Source organism: Bacillus sp. SA1-12 (assembly GCF_000981385.1).
Taxonomy (GTDB): Bacteria; Bacillota; Bacilli; order Bacillales; family Bacillaceae; genus Metabacillus.
The window spans coordinates 95,494-118,307 of the sequence record NZ_LATZ01000119.1 but is presented as its reverse complement, the minus strand read 5'-3'; the positions used below and the strand labels follow the sequence as shown (position 1 = coordinate 118,307).

The following is a 22,814-nucleotide window of genomic DNA, read 5'->3' as shown; positions in this document are numbered from 1 at the left end:
CCTTAAATGTTTCCAATCAAGGGTAGTGTTAACTATTGTTTAATGGATAGGATGATCTGCTATCTCCTCTTCCTGATCTCGCTGCATTTCTTTTATAGGTGATTTTTTATATCGACCAATAATCGAACTAGCAATGAAAATACACATAATCGATAACAGTGCTTTATCCCACCCCACCATTGTTAACGCAAGGATAATAATTAAGGAATCGGATATAAATAAAACGAGTCCTCTATTAATGCCGAATTTCTTATCTATATATAGGCCTAAAATATGGATACCGCCAAGCGATGAACCGTTATTCAAAACGAACGTGACACCGATCCCTATTAGCAGACCTGCAAGGATTGCAGCAAAAACAAGATTCATTTCAAATGCAGGGATAAAAAGATCATACCACTCACGCAGCAGTGAGATTCCGGTTATAGATAATAAGCTTGATATAGTAAAAAATTTTCCGAGCTCCTGTATGGAAATAAGGAAAAACGGCAGGTTCACAATGAAAAATAAAGCTCCCCATGAGATCCCTGATGCATATCCTAGGATAGTTGCAATTCCTGCCGTCCCTCCGAAAGTTAGTAAATTATCTGCTAAAAGCTTTATTCCAAATGATGTTATTACAAGTCCAACTATCACAAATAAAAGCCTTCTAAAAAGAGTCATAAAGATCCCCCGATCATTGTTGTCCTCTACTAACTTATAGCATTAGATAACAATGGTCAATAAGCTGAGAATTATTCGGAAACTTAAGTTTATTGCGACATTTCTTTTTGTGCGAGTACCTTTATTCTAATTAATTTAGTGATTCAGCGTTTAAAATTTAACAACTGAATAAGACAGCCATTTTTCCCAACTTCAGTAATAGGAAATGAAATAGTATAGTTTTGTAATAGAGGAGATAATCATGGAATTGCTGCTAATAAAAAACTAAAAGATAAGAAATAAAGCCCCTTTGTAATAGCAAATTGCTAAGTCATGACTCAAAACCATTTCGAGGAACAATATGGCAATCAGGCTAAGCAGGTTTCAAGCTATTTAGAGGAACTATACTAAAGCGTAGGAATTCAACTAATAAGTATTATAGAGCCGTCTAATTACCAACACATCAATAAATACAGCTAGTAAAATTCCTATACTGTATCTTAGTAAATCGATCCAAAGAAATCCTCTGCCTAAGATGAGACCGCCAATACCTGTATTTCTTATGCTGTTTATCCAATCAGCTTGATAAAGCTGACTATATTCAATCCCAAATGAAAACAGAATGCTAAAAATTAACGCTAAGAAGAGACTTTTTTGATGTATCATGACTCTAAATAAGAAAAACACCATACTTGCCCAAAAAACATCACCTAGGTGGACCGATAAATTACTTGGGAATGCATCTGACATTCTTGATAGTAATCCTAAAAAAATAAACAGTAAGACCATTAGAAAATAGAGGATATATTTTGACATACCTTATCTCCTTTCATTCTCTTATTTATACAATATAAATGGCGGGAAGTTTTATGTTTTTAAAGAATACTTAAAATAACTGAGATTTTTTCTCTTAACAAAAAAGCTGTTAAGAGAAAAAATCTCTTAACAGCCATATCGTGTTTATCCCAATCTTTCAGTAAGATCTAGCTCATTAAGAAGGTAAAACCTGTACCTTGATGCTACTCTCCTGAATATAACTCGCTTTATTGTTTTGGTTCTTCAACATTTTTTTCCGTCATATGATTCGTATAGTCGTAATTAGATGGATCAATTGGTTCAAACCCTTCTGGGGTGTAGAAGCGCAATAAATCTTGATTAACAATTTTATCCGAAATCTTGAGCTTCATTTGAGTTATTTTATCATACTTTTTAATTACTTCATTTTCTTCAATTGGTTCTCCCGTTTGGGTATCAAAATATTTGCCATTTATCCCTGTTACTTTTTCGGTTACAAAGTCACCATTACGGAATGGTACAATTTCTTGGTGATCTTCTGATAATAAATCTGTTCCTAATTGAACAAATCCTTTTGTATCAATACCTAGTAAATGAAGAAGTGTCGGCATCAAATCAATTTGTCCGCCGTATTGATGCATTGTACCGCCGCCTTCTTCTCCAGGAATGTGAATAAATAACGGTACCCTTTGAAGCTGAGCATTTTCAAAATCTCCTACTTCCTTACCCATTACTTTAGACATCGCCTTATTATGATTATCGGAAATACCATAATGATCTCCGTACATAACAATAATCGAGTTATCATACAATCCTGATGTTTTAAGATCAGCGAAGAATTGTTTTATGGCTTCATCTAAATATCTAGCAGTCTGGAAATAGCTATCAACTGAATTATCTCCAGTTGTATGCTTATCAATTGTTGCTAACTCCTGATCAATTGGATATGGGAAATGGTTCGATAATGTTATAAGTTTGGTATAGAACGGTTGTTCTAATGATTTCAGCATTGGAATAGATTGTTGGAAAAATGGTTTATCCATTAAACCATAATTCACAATATCTCCTTCTTTTGCCGTATAGTAACTCAAATCAAAGAACTTATCATAGCCTAATGATTTATAGATCTCGTTGCGGTTCCAGAATGTTTTCGTATTTCCATGGAACACGGCTGATGTGTAGCCGTTTTGTCCTAAGATAGCTGGAGCTGCCTGATATGTGTTACGCCCTTTCGTAGAAAAAGCAGATCCTTGCGGTAATCCGAATAATGAGTTTTCTAGCATAAATTCAGCATCCGCTGTTTTACCTTGACCTGTTTGATGGAAAAAATTATCAAAGTAGAACGTACTTGAATCTCTTGTCAATGAGTTAAGGAAAGGTGTAACCTCTTCTCCATTTAACTTGTAATCAATGATAAATTCTTGCAAAGACTCTAGATGAATATAAATAACATTTCGATCTTTTGCGATTCCAAAATACTTAGAATTTGGTTCAGCATACATCGCATTTGTATAGTTTGTCACTTCTGTAATGTCATCAGAATCTGCCATCGCACGTTGTGCTGAAGCATTCGTACTATTAATGGCATCATATATAGTAAAATTATACATTCCTAAATATTTCACAATGTAGTTACGGTCAAATGTTCTTGTAAGCAACTGAGGTCGATCTGCTTCTGCTAAACCTAAATTCACCGCAAATAACGCAATTGCTGCAGAAAAAACGATTCCTAACGTGCGTTTTTTCATTTTAACAGGCGCAGGTTTTACCACCTTCATCAAGACTAAAAGAACTAAAATAATCGTATCTAAGAAATACAAAACATCGTAAGGCTTTAACAATGCTTCAATACTTTGGCCCAAATCACCGGCATTTCCTGTTTGTGTCAATGTTGGTAGTGTAATAAAATCAGAGAAAAAACGGTAATACACAATATTTGCATATAACAAGAATGATAATAGGAAATCAATAATGATCATCCATATTAATGATTTTTTGCCCTTCAAAAATAGAGCAAGACCTAAAAATAAGATAGCGGAGCTTGCAGGGTTAATAAATAAGAGAAACTCCTGCAACTTATTATCAATACCTAAGCTAAACTCTACTCTATACGCAGAATAGGTTTTAATCCATAAAAGAACAACAGCAAGAATAAAAAAAGCAATTGGTTTATTCAGTATCGAAATTAATTTTGTTTTCATTTAAAACACCTCTTTAATTGAATAAAAAATTTACAATTATCCAATTGAAATTTACATTTAATTGATTTGAAATTTACATTTAACTAATTAACAGTAATAAATATTAGCGTATTTTTTGCTAGATTGCAATCTTTTAAATATTACAGAATGTCGATGAAGCTATGTGCCGACTGGATTTATCTAAATTATTAACAATTTATGAACGGATTATTCCCTTTAAAACTATGTAAATTCCCCTTTTTATTACACCGTTTTTAAAGGGAAGGAGTGGTGTTTTTATGGGGTGTCATGTTCGTTTCAATTCCAGCAATAGCTAAAATCGACTTGAAGAAGGATAATTGAAGAAGAAATACTTGAATAATTTTTGTTTAGGAATATTGACACAAGTCATCATCTTACATAACAGACTAATAGCCTAATTGCCTAATCATCGCTGAAATATTGCCGAGAAAAAAGGTTCCATAAGTAACAATATGGAATACCCATTCAATAATTATTGATTCCAATGGAAGACAGGAATACTCGTTTCTATATCCTCCTGACAAATGAGATTGGATTTATCATTTTCTGATCGTTCACCATTCAACATTTCCGATTCTTCTACAGAATTACCTTCCAGTTTTTCTAGTATGTTGGACTAATGAAAATGCTTCACTCATATCCCAAATATTACATCTAGCCAGCTATGATCTACACTATTAATGTGGGTTACGACTTTTTGACTTAAGATTTTTCTTTTTTGATTTTAGATGAACTATGAAAATCAAGCCTAAATGAGCTTTTTTTAAAAATTAAAAGAGGCTGTCTCAAAAGGGTTGCAATCCCTTTTAAGACAGCCTCTTAGCATTAAAATAGTACGATATAATTTGAAGTTTTTATATAACCTAAAGAAATATACATAAAAAATGAAGCTACTCAACTTTTTCAGGCTCTGGATAATCCACTCCAAATGTTTCCACCGTTATATGTTTGATTTTCTGCTCTTCTAAAGGCTTGTCTTGTTGATCAGTTTCAACATTCACTATCTGATCCGCTATATCCATTCCTTCTGTTACCTTTCCAAAAGCAGCATATTCCCCATCTAAATGACTAGAATCCTCTACCATAATAAAAAATTGCGAGCCAGCTGAATTAGGCTCCTGAGTACGCGCCATCGAAATGACGCCTCGTTCATGCTTCAAATTGTTTTCAAAGCCATTCGAAGTAAATTCTCCTTTAATACTGTAATCTGGACCCCCTGTACCTGTACCATCCGGGTCACCGCCTTGGATCATAAAACCAGGAATCACTCGATGAAAAATCACCCCATCATAAAACCCAGATTGGGCAAGACTAATAAAATTATTGACTGTATTAGGAGCAATATTAGGATATAATTCAATCTTTATGGCCTGATTACTTTCCATTGTAATGGTGGCTACGGGGTTTTTTTCTATAGCTTGTTTAGGCTTATTTGATTCGGAATCACCTGATTGAACGTCTCCCGATGCTCCACATCCACCTACAATTAAGGTAAAAAGAAAAATTAGTAAAAATCGGACAAGCTTAAAACGGTTAATCATGGGTTTACTCCCTTCTTGTTGTAACCTTTCATTCATTGTTTCGACAAGGATTTCTAAAATCCTTCATTTACTATATACTTCAGTCCTTCAATATTAGACCTGTTCTATATTACGTAAAAGTATACTTGATCATAAAAGGTGGTGTCTAACATCCCTAGCATAGAATTTAATCATCTTTTAAAGGATTACCACCCTATTAACCGATTTCAGCTTAAGGTAAAATAAACTACCTTACCAAATTGTAATGGGGATCTTGCCATATCCTTCATTGATATCCCTATTAGAAATTGGCAGTTATAAATAATGAGCTATTTATATCAATGTAGCAAACATGAAGAAGGGGCTGTTTTAAAAAACAGCCCCCCTTAAAGCTATATTTTTTTATAAACAGCAGCTTTTGTTTCAATCTCTCCTATTTGAAGGTCTGTTATATGTGAAAATGCATATACACATCCATACCTATCTATATCAAATAATGTCATTTCCATAAAATCAACTGGCAGCTCGTGTAAATGCTTTAAAATGAGTTCATTTTCTGATCTGTGAAGAAGGTCTCCCTCCTGTAAATAGTGAACAAAAGGATTAGTTTCAATAAGATGTTCTGAAGGAAAGTTTACAAATTTCATTTATAAGCACCTCACGTTTCTTTTTTCTTTATTTTCTTTATTTTCTGATTATTTATATCATACACGATTATCTCCCACTTGAAAACTATTTTTTAAAAATTTCACGTTGTCAATTTTTACATATTCCTTTCTTCCTATCCCTTTGTTTCTTTTTCTATGACACTCGGTTATAAACCTATAAGTTTAAACAAATGATACCAATTACCTTTATCGTCATCCATGATAAAATAAAAGCAAGGATGTGACATGGATGCTAAAATTACGACAATTTTTTATTATATTAGTATTAACATTTCCCATTCTTATAAGCTTTGATTCTACAGGATTAGATGGGCGAGAAATTGCCTCTTATCAATCACCTGAAGGAATTCGATTTGTGAGCTATTCAAAAGATTGGGGTCAAGCAAAACTAATCGATTTGTATCATCAACTATTAAAAAACAAACATGGGAAAGAAATATACTATTTACAAGAGGTCACTATTATTGGAGGAACACATTCAGCTTCATCGACTAAAGGGAGCTATCATGCTTTGACAAGTACCATTACATTGTATCAAGGTGATACTTACACCAACCCTGCTGACTACAATGAAACACTGTCACATGAATATGGTCATCATTTTGCATATTTCTACTTTCCTTCACACCATCTCCCGTTTTCTGAATGGCTCTCTGTAAGAGGGCTCAAAACACCTGAACTACAGTGGGATGCCTTTTGGAATTATAATGAGAGAAATCATGCATACTACCCGCAGGAGATTTTCGCAGATGACTATGTCTTATTATTTGGGGCCACAAATAAGGTAACGATTGAAGATATATATAATAACGAGGCTTTCTATTTACGAACAGAGCATGAAAACAGCCAACTTCCAAATGTGCTTGAAAATAGTACGCTGCATTCCTATCTTGAGGAAGAAAGTGGCATAAAAATTGATGAGAGCAGGCTTCTTCAACTGCCAAAACTAGCTGATTGGAATTACTCAAAACTGTCCTTTCATATTTCCGATAAACCAGATGTTGCCTATCGTCTCAATATTGAGTTTCACCAATCTGGAGATTCGTCAAGTGAAGAATGGGAGCTTTATGAGATTACAACAGATAAAACAACTAATATCATAGACTTTTCTTTAGAGGAGATTAACCAAGATGTGATAGCCTCTTCAGATTACGTGACTGCTTCAATTGATGTAGTAGATTTATCTACTTCGATTGGGTTTGAAACCGAAGAGATCAAACTAGATCTTGCAAAAATAAGCGATAACCATATGTAATTTTAAATAAATGAGAGGCTTTGTCATCTGACAGAGCCTCTCTTATTTTATCCTTATTTAATTGTTACAGAATTGCCCTTTTTGATTTCAAGGTTTTTACTTTTCACCATGTTGTTAATCGAACTGAATAAAGCTTTTACAGATGAGGTCATAATATCAACATCAATTCCGCATCCCCAATACACGTTTCCATTCTCAGCGGTAATCCCTACATAAGAGACAGCATTGGACTTTGAACCGATTTCCAAAGCGTGTTCCTTATAAACTAAATCAGTGTAAACAATCCCTAAATTAGATTGCAAAGCATTACTGATTGCATCTAGTCTTCCGTTACCTTCACCTTCAATTTCATGCATTTCTCTGTTTATGGTAATGTTTACAGTTGTATGGTAATCATCATATTGGGTAAAACGATAATTCTTAAATTCGATAGGTGATTGAATATTTACATATTGGTTTAAGAATATGTTATAAATTTCTTCAGGCATAAGCTCTTTATTTTCACGATCAGAAACATCTTTGACACTATAACCAAAGCTTTCCCGCATTTTTGGCGGAAGATCAAGACCATATTGTTGTTCAAGCACATAGCCGATACCGCCTTTACCAGATTGGCTGTTAATTCTAATGACATCCCCTTCGTACTCTCTCCCAATATCCTTAGGATCAATTAACAAATAAGGTACTGTCCAATGTTCACATTCTTTTTCCTCGCGCCATTTCATTCCCTTCGCAATCGCATCTTGGTGAGAACCAGAAAATGCAGCGAAAACAAGTTTGCCGCCATATGGTTGTCGGTCATACACCTTCATTTTGGTCATTCGTTCATAAACCTCAATGATTTCTGGAATGTTTTCAAAATTAAGCTCTGGGTTTACCCCATGTGAATACATATTTAATGCAAGTGTAACGATATCGACATTACCTGTTCTTTCGCCATTTCCAAACAGCGTTCCTTCAACCCTCTGTCCGCCGGCAAGCATTCCAAGCTCCGCATCAGCTATTCCGCTTCCTCTGTCATTATGCGGATGAAGTGACAAAATGACATTTTCTCTATAATTCAAATGTTCACTCATGAATTCAATTTGACTTGCGTATACATGTGGCATTGACATCGAGACAGTTGCCGGCAAGTTAATAATCACTTTGTTTTCAGGAGTAGGCTGCCATACATCAAGCACGCGATTGCAGATCTCAAGTGAAAATTCTACTTCTGTGCCAGTAAAGCTTTCTGGTGAATATTGAAACTTAAAGTTCCCTTCCGTTTCAGCTGCATATTTCTGCAATAATTTTGCTCCAGATACAGCAATGTCTATAATTTCTTCTTTTGACTTTTTAAATACCTGTTCACGTTGAGCAACTGAGGTGGAATTGTAAAGATGAACGACTGCATTCTTAGCACCTTTAAGAGATTCAAATGTTTTCTTGATAATATGATCCCTCGACTGTGTTAACACCTGAATTGTCACATCATCAGGAATTAAATCTTGCTCAATCAAAGTACGAAGAAATGCATACTCTGTTTCTGAAGCTGCTGGGAAGCCCACTTCGATTTCTTTAAAACCAATTTTTACAAGTAATTGAAAATATTCCAGTTTTTCTTCCAATGTCATTGGTACAACCAGAGCCTGGTTCCCATCGCGAAGATCGACACTGCACCAAGTAGGAGCTTCAGTTATATACTCCTTTTGTGCCCATTTCATACTCTCCACTGGAGGCATAAAATAACCTCTTGTATACTTGTTAACATTTTTCATCTTTTCCACCCTTTCATTTATCATTCATATTATTAATAAGTGCTGTTAGAACACAAAAAAAGCCTTTCATCTCTAATAATAGAGACGAAAGACTGTTATCATCTTACGCGGTACCACTCTAATTCATACCAAATTGATATGCACTTTAAGCAGATACGGGTTTTTAAAACCTTATATCCTCCTACTGTAACGGTTAGGCTCCGTCTCTACCTACTCTTGTTTCATTTCAGCGAGCTACTTCAAGGTGAGTTCGGATTCCATCCACGTCTGTTTTGCACCAACCAACAGCTCTCTGTTCGCTTTAAAAATCCTACTAGTCCTCTTCAATGTATTTAAATATTTAGAATATTGTACCAAAAAAATTTTTCCTTATCAAGTCATTTATTTCATTTTTTATTATTGCTATATTACATATATATTAATAATTTTAGCAACTTATGTCGTTTTTTCATATATGTATTCTTTAAATGAAAAACAAAAAAGTTTACGTTTAATTCTTCCTTTATTCCCAATAAGCCGGAACCAGGATTGGCGAACATAAAAAGGATTTGAAATCATCTTATCTATTATATAAGTAATGCTATCTTCTGCTTTCTTTTCCTCTATTTTCGCTTTACATGATAACGATAAAACAAAATATGACTTATCAACTTCCAGCTCAAGCAACTGAAAATGATAAACTCCTTCATGTGATTGATTTATTTCCTTCAACACTTTTTCGATGCTTTTTTTGACATCAATTTCATATTTCTCGGCTTCGTTCCAACTAGATAAAAGCGAATCGTAAAGTGATAGAGTGAGGATATAATGTGAGGCGTAATCATCAGGATCAAATTTTTTTTGCTTTATTTTTTCTTCTTGCATCGGTATCAAAATATATTCTTTATAGTTAGCAAAAAAATCCTTGCTCATATCCACTTACCTTCCTTCTTAAAAATATCATATTTTTACAAAGTACGACTAAAAAATAATCTTATATGTTACTTCTTTTTCATACACTCTAATCCCTTTTAAGAATGAAAAGTTATTTAAAAAAGATTATTTTGAATGGCTGTTTGTACTTTGTTGCTATTTACCAAATAATTCAGAGTGGTTGATTGCATCGAGAGAAGCTCGCATTCTGCATAAATAGCGGTGAGCCTACCGGCAAATAGGCTGTATAGGTCTCACCTGTCCAGCTATACTCTAAGCAGGAGTTTTGCACTTTCTCTCCATTAAACCTTAACCAGTAAATCATCAAAAAGCCTTTTTAAAGAGCCTTTAGAAAATAATATGTGAAATAAAAAGGACAAACTCCCCCAACTTGGAGAAGTCTGCCCTCTGTGTAATTTATGCCCTTTGGCTCCCTTTTTTTTCGTAAAGCACGGTTAAGCTAATCAATGTTACTAATATCGTGGCACCCATATCAGATAAAATAGCAATCCAAAGTGTTAACAAACCGGGTATGGTCAAAAGGAGAGCGATGAGTTTTAAACCAAGGGCCAATGCAATATTCCACTTTATGATCGCATTTACACGTTTTGCAGTGCGAATCGCTAATGGTAGTTTCCCTAAATGATCTTGCATTAACACAATATCTGCGGTTTCGATTGCGCTGTCAGTCCCTTTGCCCATCGCAATTCCTAAATCAGCAGCCGCAAGTGCAGGTGCATCATTTATTCCATCACCAATCATAGCAACCTTTTCCCGTTTCGCAAGTTCTTTAATTTTTGCTACTTTCTCTTCTGGCAATAAGCTGGAATAGTAGGAGGTTAAACCTGCTTGTTTTGCAACTTTTTCGGCGGTTTTTTTATGGTCGCCAGTTAGCATAATCGTTTTATTGACACCTAAGGCAAGCAAGCTGGAAATGACAGATGAGCTTTCCTCACGAATCTGATCAGAGATGCCCATTATTCCTAGGATTTTTACCTCATTTGCTAGGATGACTAACGACATTCCAGACTCTTTTAATGAAGCAATGTCTTTTTGTACATGCTCTGGTATAGAAAGATGCTTTATTTGTGCTTCATTTCCTAAAAAGTATGTTATATTATTCAATTTTGCAATCATTCCGCTTCCCGATACTGTCGAAACCTCATCGGGTTCTTCAAGCCTTAACGCTTCTGCTCTTCGTACTACCGCTTTTGCAATAGGATGGGAGGATTTCTTCTCAATTGAAGCAGCAATTTGCAAAAATGCAGGGTCATATTTTAGTACCTTCTCTACATATGGCTCACCTTTTGTAATCGTCCCTGTTTTATCAAAAGCTACTGCAGTAATCTTACCTAATTGTTCTAAAAACACACCGCCCTTAATCAAGATCCCATTTCTTGCATTTTTCGTTATACCTGAAACAATGGCGATTGGTGAGGCTAACACTAAGGCACAAGGACAACCTACGATAAGGACGGCCAGACCTTGATAGAACCATTCTCCCCAGTTGCCAGCAAACAATGGAGGAATAACCATGACGATGGCGGCTATAATCATGATAATTGGCGTATAGTATTTGGCAAATTTATTAATAAACAATTCAGTCGGTGTTTTGGTTTCTTGAGCTTCTTCAACAAGATGAAGGATTTTTGCTAGGGAAGAATCTTCATAAGCTTTTGTAATTTTTACTTTTAAAATCCCCTCATTATTAATGCTCCCCCCAAATACCGGTTCACCTATTTCTTTTTCAACCGGCATTGATTCACCGGTTATAGCTGCTTCGTTAACAGAACTCTTTCCTTCGATTACAACACCATCTGATGGAATTCTTTCACCTGTGCGAACTAAAACAAGTTGATTTATTGCAAGAGATGATATTTTCACCAATTTTTCCTGTCCGTTTTCAAGTACTGTTGCTTCTTTCGGTGCAATTTCCAGCAGCTTTTCCATCGATTTTCTTGCTTTTTGCATGCCTAAGCCTTCTAAATACTCATTTAATCCAAAAAGTATGGCAACAAGAGCCCCTTCTTTCCATTCACCAATACTAAGTGCACCAATTAGGGCAATGGTCATCAGCGTTTCAATATTGAATTTTACTTTAAATAAGTTTTTTAAACCTTTTAAGAATGTTTGATAACCGCTTAGAACTGTAGCGGCAAGAAATAATCCAATTGCAATGTTTTCATTGCCCCAATATTCTATAAGATAAGCAGCAACGTAGAAAATTGCTGAAAGAGATAAAAGCGCAATCCATTTCACACCAGTATGATGCTCATGTTCGTGTCCTTGTTCTGTCTCATTTACGATATATGCTCCATCTGAAGATAAAATCTGATGGACTTTATCCAAATCGACCGAGCCTTCAACCCGCAGTTTCCCGGTATTATAACTTAAGGAAGCTGTTTCACCAGAAGGAAGTTTATTAATCTCCTCCTGTAATTCTCTTGTACAATTGGCACAGGTTAGTCCCCTTACTTTATACTCATTCATTTTATTCCACTCCAAGTTAAGGCTTAATGATGCTGAGCATGATGGATCGTTTGTTCAAGTACATTCATCACGTGATTATCATCAGGTGAATAAAATAAAGTTGTCCCTTCTCTTCTATACTTTACCAAACGCAAATTTTTCAAAAAACGGAGCTGATGTGAAACCGTTGATTGCAGCAATGAAAGCCTTTCAGCAATCTCATTAACTGAATACTCTTGATTTGATAATAAATGGAGGATTCTAATTCTGGTTGGATCCCCTAATGCCTTAAATGTTTGGGAGACAATAAATAGTGTTTCCTCATCAAGCTGTTCATTTTGTTCTTTATTATTGTTTTGTTCATCCATCATGTAAACTCCTCTTTCATATAGTCTATTTCGAAATATGAGTATATGTTCATATTATATAATTAAATAATAAAAAAATTTTTGGCTACTGTCAATCTTAGCCAAAAATAAAAATGAGTCCCGCTATAGTAATTCCAGTTAATAAACAAAGAAAATGATAAAATCGATAACTTTTTCTTAGCAGGGGATAAAACAACTCAAACATGGAAACAAACCAGATTGTACTTATGGCGATACCTAGAAGCACCCCAAGTATAGGTTCAGTATTTATCGGGAGCATCTTACCGAATACTGAAAATCCTTCCAAGCTTAAGCCGACGACAGCGAAGCAAGTAAGTAATTGGTGAATTTTTATTGATGAGGCGAAAAAGATCATCATTAATGTCATACCTTCTGGAATATGGTGGTACACTACTAAATGGTATAGATGATTGGAATGATCAACATGATTACCCAAGGCTATTCCAGAAGGAAGATTATGTAAGATAATCGCAATGACAAGATAATAAAACGAAGCCGTTTTGTTGATTGGTCTAGTAAGAGAATGAGGATGAACCAGCTTATCGATAAAATACATGAGCGGCAAACCAATAGAAATTCCCAGAAATACAGGAATTACCCCAAAATCAGATAAACTATGAGGTAACAATTCTAAAAATAATACGCCACATAATACTCCTGCACAAATAGATAAAATATAGTCAATTTTTACCTTAAACCATTTTGAGATGAAAATGGACAAGGCGGCCCCTGTTAACAGAGAGAAAAAAACATTTATACTTAATGAAAAAATCATCCTTTTCCCCCTCCATCAGCTTATGTAAACCCCTATCTATATAAGGTTTATGATGTCGGGCATTTTTTTAGTACAAGTTATGAAGACATCTGGGACAATCTGTCTTTCACTTTAAGGGTATTCGATTAATTGTCTTAGAAAATAATCGATAACTGCTGTTGAGGATAAACGGGCAGCTACAAATGGCGGTCTTATACCTACTGAAGCATCAATCGGAAGACCAAGCCATAAATATTGGTTGTCAATAATGATAAATGGAAATGAGATTGAACTATCATAAACCTGATCGGCAAATGACTGTCGATTCTCAGTCTTTGTCATTAATATTAATTGAACCTGCCTATGTCTGTCTCTCATGATGGTCAGCCATTCTTGATTTAATTCTTTTCCAGAAGGTAATCCTATATAAATTGAACAGTTTGCCGATTGAATATCCTTTTTCAATTGTTCAAGCTTTTTAGCATGCATCCACATTAATTTCGGGTGTTGATGTTTAATCCATGTGCCAATTTGATGTGGCAGAACTTCTTGATTCATTTGGAATTGATGATCTACGAGCTTTCGAATCATTTTATTTCGATAGATGTTAGAGCGGATGAATTGCTGATCACATATATGAATAAATTTTCCCTTTGTTCTTGTGATCGCAACATTTATTAGTCGCTCACTATCCTTGCCAACTATTAGCATACCTGGTTGTTCCTGCGGGTAACTATCAACTGAATCAAATAGGATAACATCACGCTCACTGCCTTGCAGGCGATGAACTGTGGCAGAAATGATATCCGCTTCTTGACATTCTTTGGTATATATATCTGTCAGCAGTATGTCCATTAAAGCGGCTTGTGCTCGATATGGTGTCACATAACCAATTGATTTCGTTCCCGCTAAGTAGGATTCATGGATGAGTTGAAAGGACAGGAACAATTGCCACAAGTTAAACCTTGAATGTGTTGATTTTTCCCGAAGACAATGATGACCGGTAAAACTAGTATCAACTAGTATGGAAGAGCGATTAACAAACGGTGCCCTCTCGACGATCGCATTTCTGGATGTTTTGACACTTGGATGGTCACCAACAAGTGATTCATAAATATAATTGTTTGTAAAAGAGGAAATATCCGGATGCATTCTCCTCTGTTCACTTAATAAAAACAGGTTTGGATGAAGAGATTTCCTTTCATTAAATGAATCCACAACCCCTGACTTATGAAAAATATCCTGCTTCAACCACTCATATACTAAGGCATTCTTTGCAGAAGCAATCGGCGGAAGTTGTTTAAAATCACCACAGATAATGATTCTTTTTCCCAATGAAGCTGCGAAAGCAATTTGCGGAACATATGCCATACTGGCCTCATCAATCAAAACAATATCGTAATCCTTTTCATAAATCGCTGGATCAGTGGCAGCTTTAGATAAGGTTGTTCCAATCATAACGGCATCTCTTACTAATTGCATTTCTTGTTTACGAAATTTTTCTAATATATTAACCAGTTTTGCTTCAATCCTTAATAAGCGCTCTGAGTCTCTTTGACTAAAAGATCGTCCCAAGTCCAACTTGATCAATCTTCGCTCCTCTTGCAAACTGATTCTTTTTTCAGCTAAATCGGGATCTCTCTTTTGAATTAGCTCATCTGTTGATAATGTCCACCCTGACACGATTGTAGACTGTGATCCATATCGTACAATCTCTCCCTCATTAAACCTTCCCTTTTTTCCCACAAACCGAACGATTTCAGTCATTAACACATCAACAGCCTGATTGCTTTGAGCAAGAACCAGCACATTTTGTCCCTTAATATATTTGTTGCCAGCCACTCTTGCAAGCGTATAGGTTTTCCCGGTGCCGGGCGGACCCCAGACAAAGGTCACTGGATTATATTTGCTTCTCAGCACCAACTCATGTACATTCGACTTTATATTATCAAGTGGATGATTTGCTTCATTAGGAGGATTCATTAGCCTTTTAATTCTCGCGCGTTTTCGTTTGTTTGATAGTATTTCATATAACCTTTCATGAAGTTCATCCAATAGCTCCCAAGGATCATGTAGCAGGAAAAGCCCCGTTACATTAGGAACAAGCTTTTCATTAAGGGATATAATGACACTTTTCCCTTCAGAAGATAAAACAGTTCCAGTTACTGTCACAGGTTCAATTCTTACCATTGCCCCAACAGGAATCCGAAAATAGCCTTCTGTTTCAAAATAATAGGTAAACATGGATCCGTCATTTCCAATAAATTGACCATTTGTAAGGGAATATTTTGTACTTCCATATTTCTTTAAATGCATGATTTCAGCTTTTAGCGCCTTTTGCCATAGTTTTATATAATGGTTCGTAGATTTCATATGATGATCTTCCTCTATGTATGCTTCTTTTTACCGAAACATACTATACCATCTATAGGAGGGAAAATCTATTTTTTAATAAAAGTGTTTACGAGGTGTTTAAGTTTGCGGTGTAGAACCGAAGTGATACAGTGCCCATAAGAAAGGAAACCCATAGGAATTGACTCGGGTCTCTATGAAAAGGACACTGCAAAATGAAAAGATTACGTGCAAGTGTACCAAGGACTTGATTAGAGCATAAAAAGAGTGACTACCAAAAAGTTGAAGCGACAAAACTAAAAGACGGAATACCGCCACTAATTACTAGCATTCTTTGTTTCTTCACTGTCAGTACCTTGGGTTTCACTCATGTCGTTTGTTTCGCTTTGATTACTACCTCCACCGTTTACTCCGCTTCCAGAAATCGATTTACTTATACTTTTTGGTGAAATGGTATAGGTGTCGCCAAAATTTATGACTCCACCATTCATATTATTAATTTTTATTTGACCAATAATAATACATGGCATAAGAACATCCCTTTTAATGAAGTTTAACCAACTATTTGATACTATATGAAGTGAATGAAGAGCTTGTATAGTTGAATAGTCTATAAATAATAGAATTCAGTAATTCAGTACTCCATATACAAGAAAAAAGACGTGTAAAATCACACGTCTTTTTTCTTGTATATATGATATACCCCAAATTACATAGATACTTCTGTCGTTTTATTTGGACAAGTACATTCAGCTAGGCTGTAACCTGTTACATGAAATCCATGTTTTTGCAAAAATCGAATACCGATATTTATTTCAAGTTTATTTGAGGCAATTACATGTACATATTTACTTGGTATTTCATGATAATATCTTTTTAAATAAGGGATAGGAATAAATATTGCATCTTGAAAAACAAAGCTATTTGATAAATTATTATAATCCCTGAAATCAACGATCACCTGTTTTCCATCCAGCTGACCTTGCCTTACATCAACACAAGGTACACGTTTGATTACACTATTTCGCTGATAAAAGAAAAGGCAAATCAATAACATAAAAATAAGTCCGATAATTAAATAAATAATATGATTACCCTCCTTTAGAATTCCCATATCTTTTTTACCGGATAAATATTCCAAGTATACTATATAGTGGGAAAAGCCATTTATTCAAGTAATTGCACTTCGATTATAAACAATTTTTATGAAATATTCAGTTTATTATAAGTTCGAAACAAGGCTGTCTACTGACCCTTTTGTCAGTAGACAGCCTTATAGAATCATATAACTTGCTTGTTGTTAAGCTTATCGATTATTTCAAAAAGCTCTTCTAAGTGTGTAATTTCAAAACTAGGAATGACTTCATTTCTTACTTTATTATGTCGATTAATCCAAACAGATTTCATTCCGACCTTTGAAGCTCCGAGAATATCTGTCATTAAATTGTCTCCTACCATAATCGCTTCATCTTTTGTCAAATTCATTTTTTCAAGAGCATGTTCAAAAATGGATGCATCTGGTTTCCCTCTGCCAAAAGCTCCTGAAATAATAATTTGTTCGAAATACGGTACAAGCTCAGGAGTTATCTCTAATTTTGTATTTTGAAGATCTGGAGAACCATTTGTTAATAAAAGCAGACGGTATTTTCCCTTTAGCTCGTCAAGTACTTTAAATGTTTCTTCATAAACAAATGGATTTTTTCTTCTTTGTGCTGGAAATTCTTCAGCTAAAAATGCTCCGTAATCTGGTTCATCAATTCCACAAGCTTGTAATCCTCTTGTCCATGCATCCTTGCGATATCCGGGAACGATTTCAGCCATCTTTTTAAAATTCTCTTCGTCGTCTAAAAAATTGCCCCAAAGTCCTTCAAATGGATTGATCCCAATCATTTGAGTAAAATCATAGGTTTCATATGAAGAATAGAGCTCCCTAGCTGCATTTCGAACAGCTTCCTCTAGTTTTTCCGAATCAACTCCATATTTTTTTTGCGCGATCTTACAGGTCGCAACAAAAGCTTCTTTTACACTTTTTTGATCCCATAACAACGTATCATCTAAATCAAAGAAGATTGCTTTAATCAATTTTATTTCCCCCAATTTCTTTATACTACATTTAAAAACTCACACTATTCAAACAATAGCTTACATAGATTTGCTATAGAAGTAAATAGCATTCATAAAATAAGTGAAATGACAAGAAAAAAATCGTTGAAAATTAAATGATTTTTTTCTTGTCATTTTAAAAGTAAAGATTATTTATGCTTTTTTTTTCTATTAAGATCTATCCATTAAATATTATTTATCACCCTTCGATCCGATATCACATTATTTTAAAAATGATACTATTACCAATAATCCTGGTCATTTAACAAAAGCCCCTAACTTTCGATTGAATAAGCTCAGCCATTATACTTATGGCAATTTCTCGCGGTCCTTCTGCACCATTTGATAAACCAGCAGGAAAAGGAATCCACTCTGGAATTTTTACATTTTTTAATAATTTTTCAGCACGTGACCTCGAACCTAAAATACCTAAATAACCTAGTTTTTTATTTAGTATAAGGCGTAAGAATTGTTGATCTTTTTCATAAATGTTATATATTCTAACAATAAGATTTATTATATTTATTTTAAAACCCTTTTTCTTGTTTGTCATTGGATAAACCAATAAATTCACCTTTGTCATTTAGTTATTATAAATAAAAACACTCCTTTTCGAGTTTTATCCACGTTATATTTTCTTACATTTATAATGGAGGAGAATCATCAAAAAACCATACATACAGCTTCGTTTTCAAAAAAAAAGCTGATCTCAAATGAGATACAGCCTTAATCATTAGATAAATTCAATCATTATTATCATTCTTTAGGATGAACGATCACGATTAAACCAATAATGATTTCTTAAGTATAAAATCTTCAACAACTTTTGCCACGCCATCATTCATATTTGTATCAGTTACAAAATTAGCAATCTCTTTAATATCTTCTGGAGCATTTCCCATCGCGACGCCAAGACCAGCAAACTCAATCATTGCTAAATCATTATAACTATCGCCGATAGCAATCACTTCTTCTCGCTTGATGCCAAGGAGTTGTATTAACTGATTTAAGCTTGTTCCTTTTGTAACACCCTTTTCGGTAAATTCCAAAAAGTACGGCTTTGATCGCATCACACTAAATTCTGACTCGAGTTCTCCTTGAAGCTTTGATTCTAAAATTTTTAATTTTTCAGGGGCTTCGACCATTAATACTTTAACAACCGGTTCTGTAACACCATTAATAAAAGAATCTACAACTTTAATAGGTAAGCCTGTAAGGTCTGACTCAATCGTTGTATAAGGATTTTCAGTTTCCGTAATAATTTCTTCTCCGAGATAGGTGTGAATAAAAACACCTTCACGGCGACTAATTTGATAAAGATCATGTACAGCTTCAGGACTTAAAGTACTGCTAAATACATCTTCAAAGGTTTTGCAGTTGATAATTTTTCCTCCATTGAAAGAAAGGATAAAACTCCCATATTCTGCCAGAGAAAGCTCCTGTGCAATATGTTTCATACCAAATGTAGGTCGGCCTGATGCTAGTACAACCTTCACACCCATTTCCTGCGCGTCCATAAGAGCTTGTTTTGTTCGAGTTGAAATAGAATGATCATCACGAAGCAATGTATCATCTAAATCTAACACAATCATTTTATAAGACATTTTTAACAATTCCCTTCTCTTCTTTGCTTTATCTCTAATCCTACTACAAATCGACAAAGAAGGGATAATTTTTTAAAAATTTTACTCTTTTACTATATTAAGATTTTAGTCGTATTAAATTAAAACTTAGTAAATTAGTTTATGAATTCCCGTTTAAGACGCTCGATTTAAACGGCAAGATAGACAAAATTTCATAGGATTGCGAGAATAATCTCCTTAATAATGAAGAAAAAAACTTCGTAGGATAGGAGAAAGTTTTGTCCTTCACAAAGCTGGATGGGATAGTAAACGAGTTAATGTGAAATAATAAAAAGAAAAAAATACATCACTATATATAAGTGATGTACTTAATTTCTTTAAATTGTATATGTGTAAAGACAATCCCAAGATAGTACAAAAGAATATACCTTTACTTGTCTTTATTTTAACCGTGTGCCTTACCTATGCTTGTTTTGAGGCTAAGACTTGAACCTCAATAGTACCCGCGTTTTTGTCTACCATCGTTTTAATTATAACCGGATAATCTTTATTATTCATAAATTTAAAGTCGGGACCACCCCAGGATACTGTCGCATCCCTTCCGGCAGGAACATAACCAACTGATAATGAATGAGAATGCAATTCTAAAATTTCAAGCCCTGCTTCGGCAACAGCATTATATAAAGTTGAGGATGTTTGGCAAATTCCCCCGCCAATTCCTTCAACAAATTGTTTATTTACAATTTCCTTTGCTTTTTGATAACCTCTTTCAGGAGTACGTTCCCCAACAACTAAATTAAAATAAAAACGATCCCCAGGGCCTAATATAATTTGATTGATTGTGTCGGCTGATAGAGCGATGTTCTCACTTCTCCCCTTAACACTTGGATCAAACTTTGTTTTATAGCTTCCGATGACAACATTGTCAATTCCTTTTATTGTCTCCATTGTAACATTTGGAGGATTTTCTTGAATTGGCATTGCGATCGATTTATCTAAAGCACGGATATTTTTTAACGAGTTTACTAGCTTTTCCTCGTCAAGTACGACACGGCTTTGCCCATTTATTAGCTGCCCATTGCTTAATTTTACAGGCACCATCGGTTGATCTAATTGATTTGCTAAATCATTTGCTAGATCTTTTAGCACCTTTTCATATGTTTTAGGATCAGGATTTAACATTGGCTTAAATGAATGAATAATTTTTTCAGTAGTCGGATGGATCAAATCAACTGATAAATCCATCGTTTTTTTCACTAATTGGGAATTGTTCGATACCATAGTCCCCACCGGTAATAGTTCCTCTTTTTGACTACCGTTTGCCAAGTTTGAGCTGCAACCAGTCACCAACATCAATAATAAGATTGAAGAAACATATTTTTTATACATTCTCTCTCCCACTTTTCCAACTAAAATAATCTCTTTTTGCTAAAAATAATTGATTCCCCGTTAAGTCGTTCTTTGGTAAGCACCCCTTATAAACATGTTTAGTGTATTTCTTTTTCCAAACATTTCATTTATATTTTCATTATAACAAAAATATCCTACAAAATGTTAAAAATTACCTTAAACTAGTAAAAAATAATCTATTTCGTAAAAACTATTTTACTACACATTTTATTCAAAAAACTTCCTGTAAATATTTTTTTACCTCTTGTTCATCTATATGACGGATAAGGTTTCGAAAATGTTTCATAAATAACTTTTTTTCAAAAAAAAATAAAGACCACAAACTCGTGGCCTTTAAGGTATTTCTTTAAAGTCTTTATTTTACTTCAACAACCCAGTTAAATACATCTTCATGAGATCCTGTTTGAATACCTGTTAACGTATCATACAATTTCTTTGAAATCTCTCCAGTTTCACCGTTGTTAATCACTAATTTCTCTTCGTTGTAGTAAAATTCCCCGATTGGCGAAATAACAGCAGCTGTACCAGTACCAAATGATTCTTCTAATAAACCTTCTTTATATGCTTGATATACATCTTCCATGGATAATTTCCGTTCAGAAACCGGAATACCCCAATGTTTTAATAATTGAATAATTGACTTTCTTGTCACTCCTTCGAGAATACTCCCATTTAATGCTGGGGTCACAACTTCTCCATTAATCTTAAAGAAAATATTCATGCTTCCAACTTCTTCAATATACTTCTTCTCAACCCCATCCAACCAAAGAACTTGGGAATAACCTCTTTTTTCTGCTTCTTCTTGTGCTTTTAAGCTTGATGCATAATTACCGCCTGTTTTTGCTTTACCTGTTCCACCATCTACAGCACGTACATATTGGTTTTCAACAAAAATCCTTACAGGATGGATGCCTTCTTTGTAGTAAGAACCTACAGGTGAAAGAATAATCATAAAACGGTAATACTTAGAAGGTGCAACTCCTAAATAATATTCTGTTGGAATAATAAACGGCCTGATATAAAGTGATGTTCCCTCCGCAGTAGGTATCCAGTCTTTATCAATGTCAACTAACTGTTTTAACGCCTCAACCACAAATTCCTCATCAATCTGGGGAATACACAGTCTATCATTTGATAAATTTAATCGTTTCATGTTTTGATCCGGTCTAAACAAAAGTACATTGTTTTCCTTTGTACGATAAGCCTTTAAGCCTTCAAAAACAGTTTGCCCATAGTGGAACACCATTGTGGAAGGGCTTAGAGAAATTGGTTGATATGGAACAATTCGAGGATCATACCAGCCTTTCTCAACACTGTAGTCCATTATAAACATGTGATCTGTAAAGACTCTTCCGAATTCTAATTGGTCAGCTTGTGGTTTTTCTTTTCTTGTAGTACTAAGTGTAATGCTAATTTTATTTGTCATCCTAAACTCTCCCAGCTCAGATAAAATAATAAATGTAGTAGTAGCGAATAATAACTCTAAATCTTATAAATAACGGAAAAATTCAATTAACTTTATTAACCTATTTTATAACTTTTATGAACAATTTAACAACTGTTTTTCGACAAAAGATTCAAAATTATCTATAAAAATATTATTCCAATTAAATTTTATTACTATATTTATATAAATGATAATTTAGAAAAGAATTAAATTCTCGGAAGCATTCCCTTTATCAGAGCATCAGAAAATTAAGATGAGGCTATCTCCCTTTGAGACAGCCTCGACATGACATTATTCTTTTATTTCCTTTATCTGAGCACCTTGTCCTTCAATTACTTCTCTAACCTGATTGGTTCCGACCCTATCTTCATTGAACTCAACTTTCAAATCTCCATCATTGACATCAATTAGAGCCCGTTCAATTCCTTCCATCTCTATAAGGGAAGTTTCAATTTCTTTATACATATCCCGATTTCCATTTTTAAGTGAAAAGGTTACTGTTTTCATTCTATTCTTGTTTCTCCTTTCAATAACAA

At 34.4% G+C, this 22,814-nt stretch carries 20 protein-coding genes and 1 other annotated feature; of the genes, 1 reads left to right on the top strand and 19 read right to left on the bottom strand.

What is annotated here, in order from left to right:
- Nucleotides 1–39: 39 nt before the first annotated feature.
- The 5 genes from WQ54_RS20000 to WQ54_RS19980 form a co-directional block, all read right to left on the bottom strand.
- Nucleotides 40–663: a YitT family protein gene (locus WQ54_RS20000; protein WP_046586677.1), complete on the bottom strand. Its 624-nt coding sequence runs from the start codon at nt 661–663 to the stop codon at nt 40–42.
- Nucleotides 664–1,068: 405 nt separating this feature from the next.
- Nucleotides 1,069–1,458, bottom strand: coding sequence for a DUF2809 domain-containing protein (locus WQ54_RS19995; protein ID WP_046586675.1), 390 nt, complete (start codon nt 1,456–1,458; stop codon nt 1,069–1,071).
- Between the two features lie 227 nt (nt 1,459–1,685).
- The gene (locus WQ54_RS19990; protein ID WP_046586673.1) at nt 1,686–3,638 is read right to left on the bottom strand and encodes an LTA synthase family protein; all 1,953 of its coding nucleotides are present in this window, start codon (nt 3,636–3,638) and stop codon (nt 1,686–1,688) included.
- A 911-nt stretch (nt 3,639–4,549) separates the two neighbouring features.
- Complete coding sequence (locus tag WQ54_RS19985) at nt 4,550–5,200, bottom strand: peptidylprolyl isomerase (protein WP_197089632.1); 651 nt, start codon at nt 5,198–5,200, stop codon at nt 4,550–4,552.
- A 371-nt stretch (nt 5,201–5,571) separates the two neighbouring features.
- Nucleotides 5,572–5,826: a hypothetical protein gene (locus WQ54_RS19980; RefSeq protein ID WP_046586672.1), complete on the bottom strand. Its 255-nt coding sequence runs from the start codon at nt 5,824–5,826 to the stop codon at nt 5,572–5,574.
- Nucleotides 5,827–6,076: 250 nt separating this feature from the next.
- Here WQ54_RS19980 and WQ54_RS19975 point away from each other — a divergent pair, with 250 nt between their 5' ends.
- Nucleotides 6,077–7,102 (top strand): hypothetical protein, encoded by a 1,026-nt coding sequence (locus WQ54_RS19975; RefSeq protein ID WP_046586670.1) that lies wholly within the window; start codon nt 6,077–6,079, stop codon nt 7,100–7,102.
- A gap of 53 nt (nt 7,103–7,155) precedes the next feature.
- Here WQ54_RS19975 and WQ54_RS19970 read toward each other — a convergent pair whose 3' ends face one another.
- From WQ54_RS19970 to WQ54_RS19905, 14 genes are all read right to left on the bottom strand, one after another.
- A complete protein-coding gene (locus tag WQ54_RS19970; protein ID WP_046586668.1) occupies nt 7,156–8,859 on the bottom strand; it encodes a 2-isopropylmalate synthase in 1,704 nt (567 codons plus the stop codon).
- Nucleotides 8,860–8,936: 77 nt separating this feature from the next.
- Nucleotides 8,937–9,195: a binding site (T-box leader), on the bottom strand.
- A gap of 99 nt (nt 9,196–9,294) precedes the next feature.
- Complete coding sequence (locus WQ54_RS19965) at nt 9,295–9,771, bottom strand: hypothetical protein (RefSeq protein ID WP_046586666.1); 477 nt, start codon at nt 9,769–9,771, stop codon at nt 9,295–9,297.
- 417 nt (nt 9,772–10,188) lie between these two features.
- Nucleotides 10,189–12,261, bottom strand: a complete 2,073-nt coding sequence (locus tag WQ54_RS19960; protein WP_046586664.1) for a cation-translocating P-type ATPase — start codon at nt 12,259–12,261, stop codon at nt 10,189–10,191.
- A 23-nt stretch (nt 12,262–12,284) separates the two neighbouring features.
- Nucleotides 12,285–12,611 (bottom strand): metalloregulator ArsR/SmtB family transcription factor, encoded by a 327-nt coding sequence (locus tag WQ54_RS19955; protein ID WP_046586662.1) that lies wholly within the window; start codon nt 12,609–12,611, stop codon nt 12,285–12,287.
- A gap of 94 nt (nt 12,612–12,705) precedes the next feature.
- On the bottom strand, nt 12,706–13,404 hold the full coding sequence (locus WQ54_RS19950; RefSeq protein ID WP_046586660.1) for a ZIP family metal transporter: 699 nt from the start codon (nt 13,402–13,404) through the stop codon (nt 12,706–12,708).
- Between the two features lie 111 nt (nt 13,405–13,515).
- Complete coding sequence (locus WQ54_RS19945; RefSeq protein ID WP_046586658.1) at nt 13,516–15,756, bottom strand: AAA domain-containing protein; 2,241 nt, start codon at nt 15,754–15,756, stop codon at nt 13,516–13,518.
- Between the two features lie 296 nt (nt 15,757–16,052).
- Nucleotides 16,053–16,265, bottom strand: a complete 213-nt coding sequence (locus tag WQ54_RS19940; RefSeq protein ID WP_046586657.1) for a spore germination protein — start codon at nt 16,263–16,265, stop codon at nt 16,053–16,055.
- Between the two features lie 179 nt (nt 16,266–16,444).
- The gene (locus tag WQ54_RS19935) at nt 16,445–16,849 is read right to left on the bottom strand and encodes a hypothetical protein (RefSeq protein WP_046586656.1); all 405 of its coding nucleotides are present in this window, start codon (nt 16,847–16,849) and stop codon (nt 16,445–16,447) included.
- Nucleotides 16,850–17,016: 167 nt separating this feature from the next.
- Nucleotides 17,017–17,817: an HAD family hydrolase gene (locus tag WQ54_RS19930; protein WP_046586655.1), complete on the bottom strand. Its 801-nt coding sequence runs from the start codon at nt 17,815–17,817 to the stop codon at nt 17,017–17,019.
- Between the two features lie 283 nt (nt 17,818–18,100).
- Nucleotides 18,101–18,403, bottom strand: coding sequence for an XdhC family protein (locus tag WQ54_RS19925; protein ID WP_197089631.1), 303 nt, complete (start codon nt 18,401–18,403; stop codon nt 18,101–18,103).
- A gap of 217 nt (nt 18,404–18,620) precedes the next feature.
- Nucleotides 18,621–19,442, bottom strand: a complete 822-nt coding sequence (locus WQ54_RS19920; RefSeq protein WP_046586646.1) for a Cof-type HAD-IIB family hydrolase — start codon at nt 19,440–19,442, stop codon at nt 18,621–18,623.
- 441 nt (nt 19,443–19,883) lie between these two features.
- On the bottom strand, nt 19,884–20,810 hold the full coding sequence (locus WQ54_RS19915; RefSeq protein ID WP_046586645.1) for a VanW family protein: 927 nt from the start codon (nt 20,808–20,810) through the stop codon (nt 19,884–19,886).
- A 376-nt stretch (nt 20,811–21,186) separates the two neighbouring features.
- Nucleotides 21,187–22,257 (bottom strand): branched-chain amino acid aminotransferase, encoded by a 1,071-nt coding sequence (locus tag WQ54_RS19910; protein ID WP_046586643.1) that lies wholly within the window; start codon nt 22,255–22,257, stop codon nt 21,187–21,189.
- Nucleotides 22,258–22,569: 312 nt separating this feature from the next.
- Nucleotides 22,570–22,785 (bottom strand): hypothetical protein, encoded by a 216-nt coding sequence (locus WQ54_RS19905; protein ID WP_046586641.1) that lies wholly within the window; start codon nt 22,783–22,785, stop codon nt 22,570–22,572.
- Between the last annotated feature and the right edge of the window lie 29 nt (nt 22,786–22,814).